Origin of the sequence: Ensifer sp. (assembly GCF_035999135.1) — a bacterium.
GTDB lineage: Bacteria > Pseudomonadota > Alphaproteobacteria > Rhizobiales > Rhizobiaceae > Ensifer.
Window position 1 is genome coordinate 110080 of record NZ_DASYGZ010000148.1, and the last position, 14282, is coordinate 124361.

The 14282-nt window shown below is 64.6% G+C and carries 14 protein-coding genes; 11 read left to right on the forward strand and 3 right to left on the reverse strand.

Annotated features, from left to right (window positions below):
• The first annotated feature begins 20 nt into the window (after nt 1-20).
• From VGO12_RS19845 to VGO12_RS19885, 9 genes are all read left to right on the forward strand, one after another.
• Nucleotides 21-923 (forward strand): AraC family transcriptional regulator, encoded by a 903-nt coding sequence (locus VGO12_RS19845; RefSeq protein WP_327514477.1) that lies wholly within the window; start codon nt 21-23, stop codon nt 921-923.
• A 240-nt stretch (nt 924-1163) separates the two neighbouring features.
• Entirely contained in the window at nt 1164-2075 is a 912-nt protein-coding gene (locus VGO12_RS19850; RefSeq protein ID WP_414650751.1) for an AraC family transcriptional regulator, read from the forward strand.
• 175 nt (nt 2076-2250) lie between these two features.
• Entirely contained in the window at nt 2251-2901 is a 651-nt protein-coding gene (locus VGO12_RS19855) for a hydrolase (protein WP_327514479.1), read from the forward strand.
• An 84-nt stretch (nt 2902-2985) separates the two neighbouring features.
• Nucleotides 2986-3273 (forward strand): XapX domain-containing protein, encoded by a 288-nt coding sequence (locus VGO12_RS19860; protein WP_327514480.1) that lies wholly within the window; start codon nt 2986-2988, stop codon nt 3271-3273.
• A gap of 2 nt (nt 3274-3275) precedes the next feature.
• Nucleotides 3276-5258, forward strand: a complete 1983-nt coding sequence (locus tag VGO12_RS19865; protein WP_327514481.1) for an amidohydrolase — start codon at nt 3276-3278, stop codon at nt 5256-5258.
• Between the two features lie 42 nt (nt 5259-5300).
• The gene (locus VGO12_RS19870) at nt 5301-5438 is read left to right on the forward strand and encodes a hypothetical protein (RefSeq protein WP_327514482.1); all 138 of its coding nucleotides are present in this window, start codon (nt 5301-5303) and stop codon (nt 5436-5438) included.
• Nucleotides 5439-5488: 50 nt separating this feature from the next.
• A complete protein-coding gene (locus VGO12_RS19875; protein ID WP_327514483.1) occupies nt 5489-5947 on the forward strand; it encodes a DoxX family protein in 459 nt (152 codons plus the stop codon).
• The gene (locus VGO12_RS19880) at nt 5944-7551 is read left to right on the forward strand and encodes an MFS transporter (RefSeq protein ID WP_327514484.1); all 1608 of its coding nucleotides are present in this window, start codon (nt 5944-5946) and stop codon (nt 7549-7551) included. Before VGO12_RS19875 ends, VGO12_RS19880 begins: the two co-directional genes overlap by 4 nt.
• A 47-nt stretch (nt 7552-7598) precedes the next feature.
• Entirely contained in the window at nt 7599-8429 is an 831-nt protein-coding gene (locus tag VGO12_RS19885; RefSeq protein ID WP_327514485.1) for an alpha/beta hydrolase, read from the forward strand.
• A 192-nt stretch (nt 8430-8621) separates the two neighbouring features.
• On the opposite strand, the gene VGO12_RS19890 is transcribed toward VGO12_RS19885, so the two are convergent.
• On the reverse strand, nt 8622-9512 hold the full coding sequence (locus tag VGO12_RS19890) for a LysR family transcriptional regulator (RefSeq protein WP_327514486.1): 891 nt from the start codon (nt 9510-9512) through the stop codon (nt 8622-8624).
• A gap of 104 nt (nt 9513-9616) precedes the next feature.
• On the opposite strand from VGO12_RS19890, the gene VGO12_RS19895 reads away from it, so the two are divergent.
• Nucleotides 9617-10813: an MFS transporter gene (locus VGO12_RS19895; protein WP_327514487.1), complete on the forward strand. Its 1197-nt coding sequence runs from the start codon at nt 9617-9619 to the stop codon at nt 10811-10813.
• A 10-nt stretch (nt 10814-10823) separates the two neighbouring features.
• On the opposite strand, the gene VGO12_RS19900 is transcribed toward VGO12_RS19895, so the two are convergent.
• Both VGO12_RS19900 and VGO12_RS19905 read right to left on the reverse strand, forming a co-directional pair.
• Nucleotides 10824-11465, reverse strand: a complete 642-nt coding sequence (locus VGO12_RS19900) for a glutamine cyclotransferase (RefSeq protein ID WP_327514488.1) — start codon at nt 11463-11465, stop codon at nt 10824-10826.
• Between the two features lie 10 nt (nt 11466-11475).
• Nucleotides 11476-12696: a helix-turn-helix domain-containing protein gene (locus VGO12_RS19905; RefSeq protein WP_327514489.1), complete on the reverse strand. Its 1221-nt coding sequence runs from the start codon at nt 12694-12696 to the stop codon at nt 11476-11478.
• Between the two features lie 332 nt (nt 12697-13028).
• Here VGO12_RS19905 and VGO12_RS19910 point away from each other — a divergent pair, with 332 nt between their 5' ends.
• Entirely contained in the window at nt 13029-14243 is a 1215-nt protein-coding gene (locus VGO12_RS19910; protein ID WP_327514490.1) for an MFS transporter, read from the forward strand.
• Nucleotides 14244-14282 lie beyond the last annotated feature (39 nt).

Consider the following 14282-nt stretch of genomic DNA (forward strand, 5'->3'; position numbering starts at 1 on the left):
AAATCGGGAGGTGCTGACCGATGGCCTTGAATGAGGCAGCAAACGTGGACGATCAGGCGCCACGGCCCACGGTCAAATCGATCTGCGCTGGCGAAATCACCATCACGCGCACGTTTTCCGACCGCTTCGATCTGCAGCCGGCGCCCGCGGCGCCGACCTCCGACGCCTTCAACGTCATCGTCCAGATGCGCGATTTCGATGCGCACCGGCTGTGGCGTCGCGGCGAACTTGTCTTCGAGGGCGGTCACATCAAGGCCTCGCTTGCCATTACCGATCTGCGCGAGCAGTGGCAGTGCCACCACCTCTCTCCCTTCGATAACGTCCGCTTCCATATCCCCTTTGCCAGCATGCGGGCCTTTGCCGAAGAGGCGGGGCGCGGCGAATATGTTTCGCTCGCGTCGGTGCAGGGGCGTGCCGATCCGGTGATGTTCGGCCTTGCGCAGGCGCTGTTGCCATCGCTTGACGAGCCCGGTCACGCCAATGCGCTTTTCGTCGAGCAGATCAGCCTCGCAGCGCTGGCTCATCTCAGCCAGGCCTATGGCGGCCTGCATTTCCCGGTCGACAAGAAAGGCACGCTGGCCCCATGGCAGGAGCGCCTCGCAACGGAGTTCCTCGTCGCGCATTTCAACAAGACGTTTTCGGTGGGTGATCTGGCGACGCAATGCGAGCTGTCGCGCAGCTATTTCAACAAGGCATTCAAGGAAAGCTTCGGGTGCACGCCATCGAGGTGGCTGACCGAGTACCGCATCGCGCGCGTCAGGGACCTCCTCGCAAAGGACATGCCGCTTGCCGAAATCGCGATCCAGTGCGGTTTCGCCGACCAGAGCCACATGACCCGCGTTTTCACGGCCGAGGTCGGCGAGGCCCCGGCGCGCTACCGCAAGAAGAACCGGCCCGTCGCCGTGGTGCGCAGGACACAATAGGACGAAAAGAGGGCGCGCCCTCATGCGGATTGTTCAAAACGCATGACAAACGTGCAAGAACGATCCGGCGGTCGAGCCGATTATCGGCGTTTCCCCGGCGCGAGACGCCAAGCCTGAGATGGATGGAATGGACGCTTGCCACCCACGTCGCGATCTGCGTCCGGCCGCCGCTGCGGGGCAGTTTTCTGATGCGTCGTGGTGGCTGCCAACCGCCGGCCGCTGGTGCACGCGGGAGGAGCGGTGATGGACGGGTCCTCCGCTACCCCAGCCGTTGCGCCACCGCGTGACAGCCTTGGATGCTCGCTCGACAGGCTTGACGACGACCGGACGATCGAGGGCCGCGATCTGGTGTTTCACCGCAAGCGGTCGGCAGCCGGGCCTCCGGAAAGGGTGGCGACGCCGGCCAACGGCCGAGGTTACCTGATCGGCCTTTCTCTCGCCGGCGGCCATCGGCGCCGCGTCTTTCACGAACACCATTGCGCTGTCCAGGACTTCGGCGACAACAGCATCTACATCAGGAATTTTGCCGACGACTATAAGGCGGATCTGAGCGGCACGTTCGATTTCACCCTGCTCGAAATCGGCCAGGGCGCGCTCGACCGCATCGCCGATGCGTCAGATGCGGCAGGCGTCAGCGAATTGCGGTCGCTCGCCGGCGCGCACGATCCGGTTCTTGCCGGCCTGCTCGGCGCCCTGTTTGCCACCGTGGACGGACACAGGGAGCGCAGCGCCCTCTTCGTCGACCAGCTTTCCGTCGCCATCGGCGCGCATGTGGTGCGGCAATACGGCAATGGTCGCGGTGAAACCGCGGCCGGGGGCCGGCGGCTGTCGTCGCGCTGCCAGGCTAGGATCCGCGATCTCGTGCGCGATCGCCTGGACGGCGAGCTGACCGTCGAGGAACTGGCTGCGACCTGCAACCTGTCGCAGGCGACGTTCCTCAGGGCGTTCCGCGAAACGCTCGGGAGCACACCCTATCGCTGGCTGCTGAACCAGAGGATCGAGAAGGCCAAGGATCTGTTGCAGTTCACCCAGACGCCGCTCAGTGAAATCGCCACGACCTGCGGCTTTTCGGACCAGAGTCATTTTACCCGCGCCTTCGTGCAGGCCGCAGGAGCAACGCCCCGCCTGTGGCGCCGCAGCCGGCAATCATAGGCCTACCAGTCAGTATGGTTGTGCGGCCATGCGGCTCGGATCAGATTGACCGTCTCCGGCATGGCGCGCGAAATTTTCAAAAATCCGCCTTCGGCGACAAGAACAGGTTGCCGGTCGCCGGCATAGTCGAAGCTCTCCAGTCGGAGTTCAGTTTCAACAGAAAGAGGCCACGACCATGTCTGCGACAGCGACCCCCGGCAAGCTCCTTGTATCGCCAAGGGATCACACCCTGATCATGATCGATTTCCAGTCGCAGATGTCGTTTGCGACCAAGTCGATCGACGCGGTTCTCCTGCGCAACAACGCGGCACTCGTCGCCCACGCGGCTGCCGGCTTCGGGGTATCGACGATCCTGACGACCGTTGCCGAAAAGACCTTCTCCGGCCCGATGTTCTCCGAGATCACCGAAGCCTTTCCGGGCCAGAAGCTGCTCGACCGCACCTCGATGAACACCTGGGAAGACGCGGCCGTGATCGAGGAGATCAATCGCATCGGCAAGAAGCGTCTCGTCATGTGCGGACTTTGGACATCGGTCTGCATCGTCGGACCGACGCTTTCGGCGCTCGACCAGGGTTTCGAAGTCTATGTGATTGCCGATGCCTGTGGCGATGTCTCCGACGAGGCGCACGAGCGCGCCATGGACCGCATGGTGCAGGCCGGAGTGCGGCCGATGACGTCGCTGCAATACATGCTCGAGCTGCAGCGCGACTGGGCGCGCACCGAAACCTACGAGATGACCACCGGCATCGCCAAGAAATACGGCGGGGCCTACGGCCTCGGCATCATCTACGCCAAGTCGATGTTCGGGGCGTCCGAAGGGCACTGACGCGAGCCCTGGCCATCTCTCGAAAGCGCCCCGGTCGCTCACGCAGCGACCGGGGCGACCATGTCATCCGCAAAGGAGGTGGCGATGAAGATGTATCTTCTCTCGCTCGGCGCCGGACTGCTCGTCGGGGTCATCTATTCTCTCCTCAACGTCCGCTCGCCGGCGCCGCCGGTGATCGCGCTTGTCGGCCTGCTCGGGATCCTGATCGGCGAACAGTCGGTGCCGCTGGTCAAGCGGATGCTTTCCGGCCAGCCGATCAATGTCAGCTGGTTCAACCGCCAATGCATGCCGCATGTGTTCGGGCATCTGCCCGGCGCAGCGACGGCTTCGGGCAAGCTTGCGGACGAAATTGTGAAAGATGAAAGGGCCTGACAATGCCGACCCGACGTTCGTTTCTCGGCGCGGCCTCGTCGCTGGCGCTGCCCGCTCTCTTCTCGCCGGCCCGTCCAGCCGGCGCCCAATCGACCGGAGATACCTCGATGACGCCTGACCTCATTCTTCACAACGGCCTTGTGACGACGCTCGACCGCGCCAATCCGGCAGCGACGGCGATTGCCGTCAAGGACGGCCGGATCCTTGCTGTCGGCGACGACAGGACGATCATGGCGCTTGTCGGATCGGCGACGAAGGTGATCGACCTCAAGGGCAAGCGCGTGCTGCCGGGCCTCAACGACAACCACACCCACGTCGTGCGCGGCGGTCTCAACTTCAACATGGAACTGCGCTGGGATGGGGTGCGCTCGCTTGCCGATGCGATGGCGATGCTGAAGCGGCAGGTGGCGATCACGCCGGCGCCGCAATGGGTGCGGGTCGTCGGCGGCTTCACCGAACACCAGTTCGTCGAAAAGCGCCTGCCGACCATCGACGAGATCAATGCGATCGCCCCCGATACGCCGGTGTTCCTGTTGCATCTCTATGACCGGGCGCTGCTGAACGGCGCCGCATTGCGCGCTGTCGGTTATGGTCGCGACACGCCGAACCCGCCGGGCGGCGAGATCACCCGCGACGCCAACGGCAACCCGACCGGGCTGCTGCTCGCCAAACCCAATGCCGGCATCCTCTATTCGACGCTCGCCAAGGGCCCGAAGCTGCCCTTCGACTACCAGGTCAACTCCACCCGCCATTTCATGCGCGAGCTCAATCGGCTGGGGATCACCAGCGTCATCGACGCCGGCGGCGGCTTCCAGAACTATCCGGACGACTATGCCGTCATCCAGAAGCTCTCGGACGACGATCAGCTGACCGTCCGCCTTGCCTACAACCTCTTCACCCAGAAACCGAAGGAAGAGAAAGAGGACTTCCTCAACTGGACCTCGTCGGTCAAATACAAGCAGGGCAACGACTACTTCCGCCACAACGGCGCCGGCGAGATGCTGGTGTTTTCGGCCGCCGACTTCGAGGACTTCCGTCAGCCGCGCCCCGAAATGGCGCCGGAGATGGAGGGCGAGCTTGAGGAGGTGGTCAGGGTTCTGGCCGAGAACCGCTGGCCCTGGCGGCTGCACGCGACCTATGACGAGACGATCAGCCGTGCACTCGACGTGTTCGAGAAGGTCAACAAGGATATCCCGCTCGAAGGGCTCAACTGGTTCTTCGACCACGCCGAGACGATCTCGGAGCGCTCGATCGACCGGATCGCCGCGCTTGGCGGCGGCATCGCCACCCAGCACCGCATGGCCTACCAGGGCGAATATTTCGTCGAGCGCTACGGCCATGGGGTGGCCGAAGCGACGCCCCCGATCAAGCGCATGCTGGAGAAGGGCGTCAACGTGTCGGCCGGTACCGATGCGACGCGCGTGGCCTCCTACAACCCTTGGGTTTCGTTGTCGTGGATGGTGACCGGCAAGACCGTCGGCGGCCTGCAGCTTTATCCGCGCGCCAATTGCCTCGACCGCGAGACGGCGCTTCGGATGTGGACCGAGAAGGTGCAGTGGTTCTCCAACGAGGAAGGCAAGAAGGGCCGGATCGAGAAGGGGCAGTTTGCCGACCTGATCGTGCCGAACAAGGACTACTTCGCCTGCCCCGAGGACGAGATCTCGTTCCTGACGTCGGACCTGACGGTGGTCGGCGGCAAGGTGGTCTATGCGGCCGGCGATTTTACCGCACATGACGAGAACCAGGTGCCGCCGGCGATGCCCGACTGGTCGCCGGTCAGGACCTTCGGCGGCTATGCCGCCTGGGGCGAACCCGATGGCGCCGGCAGGAACTCGCTCCGGGGCACGGCAATCACTTCGTGCGGCTGCGCCAGCAATTGCGGCGTGCACGGCCACGACCATGCCGGCGCCTGGACCTCGAAACTGCCGATCACCGACCTCAAGGGCTTCTTCGGCGCACTCGGATGCTCATGCTGGGCGGTGTGAGGGGAAAGGGATCGTCAGCCGCGCCAAGGTTGAGGGCAAGTCATGACGCGTTTCGGTGGAGCGTCTGCGATTGCGGCGGCAACGATCCTGATCAGCGCATCCGTCGCCTGTGGTGATGATCCGCCGTCGTCCATGGGCAATCCCGGCCAGGATGACCAGGCCGCACGGGAGCCGGCCTGATGGCCGTGCTGCCTGACACTAGAATGAAGATTGTCCGAGAAGGAGCAGAGATGCCGAACCTACCATCGCTGGAACGAACCCTTGCTGCCCGGATCCGGCCGGGGATAACCGGTGGACCCGTGGTGTTCCTCGGGTTGCTGGCGCTCTGCGCGGCCTACATTCAGGGCCCACTCGTCAAGATCTTCGATTTCGCCGGCGCGCGTGCCGAGATGGAGCACTTCGGCCTGACCCCTGCGCCGCTTTTTGCCGTCGGCGTCATCGTTTTCGAACTGTCGATGTCGGCGCTCGTTCTGGCCGGGATCTACCGTTTTGTCGCCGCGGGTGCGCTTGCCGCCTTCACGCTCGCCGCTACCTTTCTCGCATTCCGGTTCTGGGAGCTGCCGGTGGGGATGGAGCGCGCGATGGCGATGAACGGCTTCTTCGAGCATGTCGGCCTGGTCGGCGCCTTCGTGCTCGTCGCGTGGTACGATCTGCGGGCGCGTGCGTCCGCGGGAAGGATTGCGCCATGACGGTTTCAGCAACCAATACCGCCGGCGCCGGCAGTTTTGCGCCGCTTCGCCAGAAGGTCTTTGCCGTTCTCTGGGTGGCGACGATCATCGGCAACACCGGCAGCTTCATCCGCGATGTCGCCAGTTCCTGGCTCGTCACCGATCTGTCGGCAACGCCAGCCGCCGTGTCGATGGTTCAGGCGGCCGCAACGCTGCCGATCTTCCTGCTGGCGATACCGGCCGGCGTGCTCTCCGATATTCTCGACCGGCGCAAGTTTCTGATCGCCGTCCAGTTCCTGCTGGCCTCCGCCAGCCTCTGCCTGCTGTTCCTTTCTGCCACGGGGTTGCAGTCGGTGACCTCGCTCATTGCGCTCACCTTCGTCGGGGGCATCGGCGCTGCCCTCGTCGCGCCCACCTGGCAGGCAATCGTGCCGGAACTCGTGTCACGGCCGGACGTCAAGGGCGCCGTTGCGCTGAACTCGCTCGGCATCAATATCTCCCGCGCGATCGGGCCGGCGCTCGGCGGCCTGCTTCTGGCCTGGTTCGGCGCGGCAGTTACCTATGGCGTCGATGTTATCAGCTATGCCTTCGTCATCGCCGCCCTCGTCTGGTGGCAGCGGCGGGTGCCGGAGGACGACGCGCTTTCCGAGCGTTTTCTCGGCGCGTTCCGTGCGGGATTGCGCTATGCCCGTGCGAGCCGCGATCTTCACGTCGTGCTGGTCCGCGCCGCGGTCTTCTTCGCCTTTTCAAGCGCGATCTGGGCGCTGTTGCCGCTTGTCGCCCGCCAGCTCCTGGGCGGCGGCGCCAGTTTCTACGGCATCCTTCTCGGCGCCGTCGGCGCCGGCGCGATCGCGGGTGCCCTGGTCATGCCGCGGCTGCGTGCCCGGATGAGTGCGGACGGATTGCTGCTGTTGTCGGCCGTCGTCACCGCCGCCGTCATGGGTGTGCTTTCTTTCGCCCCGGCGCAATGGATCGCGATCGTCTCGCTGCTTTTCGTCGGCGCCGCCTGGATCACCGCACTCACGACGCTCAACAGCACCGCGCAGGCGATCCTGCCGAACTGGGTGCGGGGACGCACGCTTGCGGTCTATCTCACCGTCTTTAACGGCGCGATGACCGGCGGCAGCCTCACATGGGGGGCGGTCGCCGAGGCGATCGGCGTGCCCTTCACACTTGCTGTGGCAGGAATCGGTCTCGTCTGCGTCGGCCTTGCCTTCCATGCGATGAAGTTGCCGAAGGGCGAGGCCGATCTTGTTCCCTCCAACCACTGGCCGGAACCTCTGACCAGCGAGCCCGTCGAGCACGATCGCGGCCCCGTTCTGGTGCTGATCGAGTACGCCGTCGACAAGGCCGATCGCTCCGATTTCCTGAAGGCGCTCGCCCGGCTGTCACACGAGCGTCGCCGAGATGGCGCCTATGGTTGGGGCGTCACCGAGGATGCGGCCGATCCCGGTCGCATGGTCGAATGGTTCATGGTGGAATCCTGGGCCGAGCACCTGAGGCAGCACAAGCGCGTATCCATGGCCGATGCCGACATCCAGGCGGACGTCCGGCGTTATCATAAAGGACCGGCGACCCCGGTCGTGCACCACTTGCTCGCCATCAACCGGCCGCATCTCGGTTGAAGGCGCGAGATGAACATTCTTCGAACCCAGCAAAAGGAACCGCAGCGATGACCGAGAATTTCGTCAGAACCGAAGACGGCGTGAACATCTTCTATAAGGATTGGGGCTCGGGCCAGCCGATCGTGTTCCACCATGGCTGGCCGTTGTCGGCGGACGACTGGGACGCGCAGATGCTCTATTTCGTCAACAAGGGCTATCGCGTCATTGCCCACGATCGCCGCGGTCACGGGCGCTCGACCCAGGTCAGCGAAGGGCACGACATCGCTCATTACGCAAAGGACGTGGCGGCGCTTGTGCTCAAGCTCGAGCTCAGCGATGCGATCCATATCGGTCATTCGACCGGCGGCGGCGAGGCGGCGGCCTATGTGGCGCGCCACGGCGGCGGACGGGTCGCCAAGCTGATCATGGTCGGCGCGGTCCCGCCGATCATGGTCAAGACGACAAACAACCCGGGTGGCCTGCCGATCGAGGTGTTCGACGGTTTCCGCTCCGCACTTGCCGCCAACCGCGCACAGTTCTTCCGCGATGTGCCGGCTGGTCCCTTCTACGGCTTCAACCGGCCCGGCGCCGAGGTGTCGGAAGGCGTCATCCAGAATTGGTGGAGGCAGGGCATGATGGGCAGTGCCAAGGCGCATTACGAAGGCATCAAGGCGTTTTCGGAAACCGACTTTACCGAAGACCTGAAGGCGATCGACGTGCCGACGCTGGTGATGCACGGCGACGACGACCAGATCGTGCCGATCGACGACAGCGCGCGCCTCGCCGTCAAGCTTCTGAAGAACGGCACGCTCAAGGTTTATGAAGGTTATCCACATGGGATGTTGACGACCCATGCAGATGTGATCAATCCCGACCTGCTCGCCTTCATTAAGGCCTAAAGTGAAGGCACGATCCGCCCCGTCCCGGCATCTGCGGACCGTGCCTCGACAACCACTACTGCACAAATCCTCGGGTCCATCGACTTGAGGACGAGGAGTGCAGCAAAAGTGCAGCAGCAAGCCTGCGCGTCTCGTGACGCGCCCCCGTGCTGTCGCCCCGCGCCGCGTTGAACGCGGTGCGGGCTTTGCGGCTCAGATCAGCGTCTTCGCTTCACCGAGCTGGCTTCCCAGCCGATCGATGAACGACCGAACCTTGGGCGCGACGAGCTTGGTCGTCGGATAGACCGCCCAGATCGCCAATGTTTCCGGCTCCGAGTCTTCGAGACCAATCCGGACGAGCCGGCCGGCCTCGATATCGTCGGCAATATTCCAGTCCGAAAGCAGGGTGATGCCGGCGCCCGCAAGGCAGGTCGCATGGCAGCCCTCGATGCTTGTCGACGAAAAGCGGCTCTGCAAGCGGACATGCGTCTCGATACCGGCCCTGACGAATGTCCAGTGGGTGACGCCGTGAAGCGGCAGGCAGGGGTGGCTTGCAAGCTCCGTGGCTGTGCGCGGGCGCCCATGTTTTTCGACGTAGGACGGCGAGGCAACGATCGATCGTGGATTGTCTGCGAGTTTCCTGGCGATCAGGCTGCTGTCTTTCAGCCGCGCGATGCGGATCGCAAGGTCGATGCCGGAGGCGACGAGATCGGGCATCGTATCGCTCATATCCAGTGAAATTCGCAGGAGCGGATGCGCGTCGAGCAGCGACGGGATGAGCGGCGCGATAACTCTCGTAGAAAAGGCGACCGGTGCGGAAACGCGCAGAAGACCGGTTGCGCCCTGATCGTCCCCGCGCAGCAGGATGCGCGCCTGCTCTTCGTTCTCGACGAGGGCCTGCGCATAGGGCAGGAAGGTCTCGCCTTCAGGCGTCAGAGAGAGTGCGCGCGTGGTGCGATGCATCAGGCGGACACCGAGCGATTGCTCGAGCGCTGCGAGCCGCCGGGACGCGGCCATCGGCGTGATGGCGAGCCTGCGAGCCGCTTCCGCCAGACTGCCTCCACCGGCGGCGGCCGTGAAGATCAGAACGTCTTCCGTGTTCATTGTAACGATTTCCGTTATTCAGGCGGATCATTTTTCGACACTACAGCCGTTATCGATAAAGCGTTAGATCCTTTCCATCGCTTCAGCGAAAAAGGACAACGAAGATGCACATCCATGAAGCAGAGCGATCCGATCTCGGACGCACCACCCTCTATGCCATGGCGGTCGCCAGCGGGATGGCCGTCGCCAACATCTACTACAATCAGCCATTGCTGGGTTTGATTGAAGCGGAGTTTCCGGGCGAGCCCGCGATCGGCCTGCTGCCGACCGCCACTCAGCTCGGATACGCGCTCGGTCTGCTGCTCCTTTTGCCGCTTGGCGATATCGTCCGGCGGCGGCCGTTGATCGTCGGACAGTTTCTTGCGATCGCCGTTGCCGCGGCGATCGCCGCGGTCTCTCCGACGCCGTGGATGCTGCTGGGTGCATCGGTGCTGCTCGGCGCAAGCGCCACGGTGGCGCAACAGATCGTGCCGATCGCAGCCGCGCGTTCCAAACCGAAAAACCGTGGCGCGGCCGTCGGCACAGTCATGGCGGGCGTCCTGACCGGCATTCTCCTCAGCAGGACGGTTTCCGGTTTCGTCGGCGCGCATGCAGGCTGGCGCGAAATGTTCTGGGCAAGCGTTCCGCTTGCGCTTGGCGGCGCTCTCTTGATGGTCGTCACCGTGCCGCGGCTCGGTCCGTCGTCGCCGCTATCGTACCACAGGGCGCTTGGAAGTCTTGTCGCGCTTTGGCGGCGCGAGCCCGATCTGCGCCTTGCCTCGCTGGTTCAGGCAGCTCTTTTCGCTTCGTTTAGCGTCTTCTGGACCGTTCTGGCCCTCTACCTTGCCATACCGCGTTTCGGGCTCGGCGCCGATGCCGCGGGGCTCTTCGGTGTCGTCGGGGCGCTTGGCGCCTTTTCTGCACCCGTCGCCGGCAAGATGGCTGATCGCATAGGGGGCAAGACCGTCGTCTGGTTCGGCGCAGTCTTGACGGCAATCGGCTGGACCGTGCTTGCAACGTGGACGTCGATTGCCGGCCTTGTCGTCGGCGTGATCGTTCTCGATATCGGCATCCAGGTGGCTCTGATCGCCAACCAGCACATCATTTATGCGCTCGACCCCACCGCTCGCGGCCGCATCAATACCGTTTTCATGACCAGCATGTTTCTGGGCGGGGCATTGGGATCGGCCTTGTCGTTCGGCGCCTGGAGCTTCGGCTCATGGCCGGGCGTCAGCATGCTCGGCATCGGTTTTGCTGCCCTAGCACTTGCGGCAAAGGCCGTCGCGCACCGTGCGGCAAGGGCAGTGTCGTCGAAAGGTTGAAAAGCCGATGTCAGCGCCTGCGTTTCGGCCGGCGCACTGCGCGGATCGTGCCGCTGGGGCCGCCGCCACAGAAAAAGCGGTCGCGCCCATCGGATTCCAGTCCCGAGACGCCCGTTCCGGCTGGCATGACCACCGTCTCCAGCACCGAGCCCGTCTCGGGGTCGATCCGCCTCAGGTCGCTGTCATCGCCTTCCCAGGTTCCGTGCCAGAGTTCGCCGTCGACCCAGGTTACGCCGGTGACGACGCGTTTGGATTCGATGGTGCGCAGGATCACGCCCGTTTCAGGATCGATCTGGTGGATTCTTCGGCCGCGATGCTGTCCGACCCAAAGCGTTCCCTCGGCCCAGGCAAGGCCGGAATCGCCGCCGCCGCCTGGTGCCGGGATTGTCGCGAGGATCTGCCCGGTCTCAGGGTCGATCTTCTGGATGCGGTCCTCGGCGATCTGGAAGATATGCCGGCCGTCGAAGGCGGTGCCGGCATGGGCGGCGACGTCGATGGAATGCACGGTGCTGCCGTCGTCAGGGTCGAACGCGTTGATCGTCTCACCGGCGGCAAACCAGACGTTCCGGCCATCGAAGGTGACGCCGTGCACCTGGTCGACGCCTGGAAAGGGACCGTATTCACGCAGGATTTCGGCTTCGGATCGTTTCATGGCTTTCATCCTAATCGCCCGGCAGCGGTCCGGGGAGTAACAACACTGTCGGGAAAGCGGGAACCGGCGGGATCATCCATCGGCGCGCGCGGCCGTTGCCGACCGGCAGCACCTTGTTGCGCGATGCGAGGTCTTCAAGCGCGCGCTGGACCGTGCGCGGGCTGCTGGTCAGCGCGATCGCCAGGGCCGAGCTCGACCAAGCCTCGCCATCCGAGAGCAAGGCCAACAGCGTCGCGTGTCGCTCGTCGACCGGCGGCGCAAGCACGGCAACGGGACGGTCGCCGTTCGGCACGATCAGGAAACCGTCGGGGGTCGCCTTGATATCCGCCAGGTCGCGCAATTCTTCGCGCAGCCGGCCGATCTCGACCCGCAGCCGGGCCCTGTGGGATTCGTCGACGTGCCGGGCGCCAAAGGCCCGCAGCAGCAGCGTGCTTCGCGGTACGTCCCCCGGCCACGCCTCGCCAAGCGCGCGAGAGAGAGCAAACAGAACCGGACGCGTCGACAGAGAGACCGCCCGCGCCCCTTGTCGCACAACGCTCCGGCAGGCGTCGACGACAAGAGTATCAGAGGCAAACAGCGCCTCGATCGCGTCGAGCGGCAACAGACGTTCGTCGCCTTGACTTATCAGCCGGCCGGCCGGCTCCGCCAAAACGGTGGCGGCGGTTTCGACCTCGGTGATGAGGGCCGGAATTCCGGTGCTTCGGGCCGCTTCGGTCGCCCGCATGAAGGCCTGGCGCGCCGCGGCCGTTCGCAACCGTCGAAGGGCGATGCCCGCGACGGTCAATTCGCGCGCGGCGCGCGTTGCCGGCGTCAGCCGCGCCGGATCCACGCCAGACAGCATCTCTTCGGCTGCATCCAGCCGGCCGACGAGCAGCAGGCGCCGGGCGGCGAGATTGCGGGCATGGCCGGCGTTGATGTCGTCGCCATGGGCCTCGAGCGTCGCGCGGGCCGCGTCCAGGGCGCGTGCCGGCCAGGTGAGATCTCGCGAAACGATGGCGATTTCCGCTTCGGCGACGATGCAACGCGCCCGCGCGACGGCTTCCCTGGCGCCAAATGCACGCGCGGCCTCTTTCAGCAAAAGCTTGGCGCGGGCGAGATCTCCGAGTTGCGCCATGGCGATCCCCCGCAGCGCCAGTGCCGGCGGATCGTTGCGCAGCGCAACCCGCTTCAGCGCTCCGAGCGTGTCGCCGGTCGCAAGCGCACGGGCTGCCGCGGTGATCATCGAGTCCATCGAAATCCCGTCACACTTGTCACTCCCAGAAACAAGCTCCTGGCGTTTATCCATACCGCTGATCGCAAGGGACAACAGAGGCCAGCTTCGATGCGCAATCAAGCGAATTCCGGCACGGCGCGGTTGAAGGGCGGACGCGGCGGTCGCGCATGGATGAGAATCTGCGTTTATGATGAAATTATGCAGGACGCGGTGTCGGTTCAGCAGGGTTGCGGACGTCCTTGAAGGGACGGGCACGAAGGAGAGGCGCTTGCCAATCCTTCTGCAGCGCAATCGGAAATGGGCTTTATCGGCGTGCCGAGGTCTGCGCGGGCGCCACCAAGGAGATTGCAATGAGCAATTCGTTTTACCGTTGGGTCATCGTGGCGGCGGGCGGCCTGCTCGGATGTCTCGCGATCGGCGCGATGTTTTCCCTGCCGGTTTTCCTGTTGCCTATCTCGCGCGACACAGGCTGGTCCGTCACCGGGGTTTCGAGTGCCATGACCATCGGCTTCCTGGCAATGGCGTTTGCCAGCATCGCCTGGGGAAGCCTGTCGGACCGTTGGGGCGCACGGCCGATCGTGCTGATCGGCTCGGTGCTTCTCGCCGTCAGCCTCGCCGCGGCAAGCCTGTCAACCTCGCTTTTGGCGTTTCAGGTCATCTTCGGCGTCCTCGTCGGTACCGCGACAGCGGCGATCTTCGCGCCGATGATGGCTTGCGTTACCGGGTGGTTCGACACTCATCGCAGCCTCGCCGTCTCGCTCGTTTCGGCCGGCATGGGCATGGCGCCGATGACGATGTCGCCTTTTGCCGCCTGGCTGGTGTCGGATTACGACTGGCGAACCGCGCTTCAGATCATTGCGGTCGTGGTCGCCGTGGTCATGATCCCGGCTGCGCTGCTGGTGCGCCAGGCGCCGGCATTGTCTGCCGGGGCTGCCGCGATCTCCCCCGACGAGCAGGCGCAATCGTCGATGACGACGGGCGAGGTGCTGAAATCCCCGCTGTTCATCATCCTGCTTCTGACCAACTTCTTCTGCTGCGCCACCCATTCGGGCCCGATCTTCCATACGGTCAGCTATGCGATTACCTGCGGCATTCCCGTCATGGCGGCGGTGTCGATCTACAGCGTCGAGGGGCTTGCCGGCATGGGCGGGCGCGTCGTCTTCGGGCTGCTCGGAGACCGCTTCGGCGCCAAGCGCATCCTGGTCATTGGACTGCTTGCGCAGGCCTTCGGCGCATTGGCCTATGTCTTTGCCCAGGGGCTCGGCTCGTTTTACGCGGTCGCCGCCCTCTTCGGCTTCATCTATGCCGGCGTCATGCCGCTCTATGCCGTGCTTGCGCGCGAGAATTTTCCGCTGAGGATGATGGGGACGGTGATCGGCGGCACGGCGATGGCCGGCAGCCTCGGCATGGCGACGGGGCCCGTCGCCGGTGGCCTGATCTACGACACGCTCGCAAGCTACACCTGGCTCTATGTCGGTTCCTGGGGTATCGGCCTCGGCGCATTCCTGATGGCGCTGATGTTCAGGCCGGCGGCTCGGTACCAGCCGGCAGCGGCCGCGGCCTGAGCGGCGGCTTTCGTCTGGAAGTCAGGCTCCGCCGGAAGG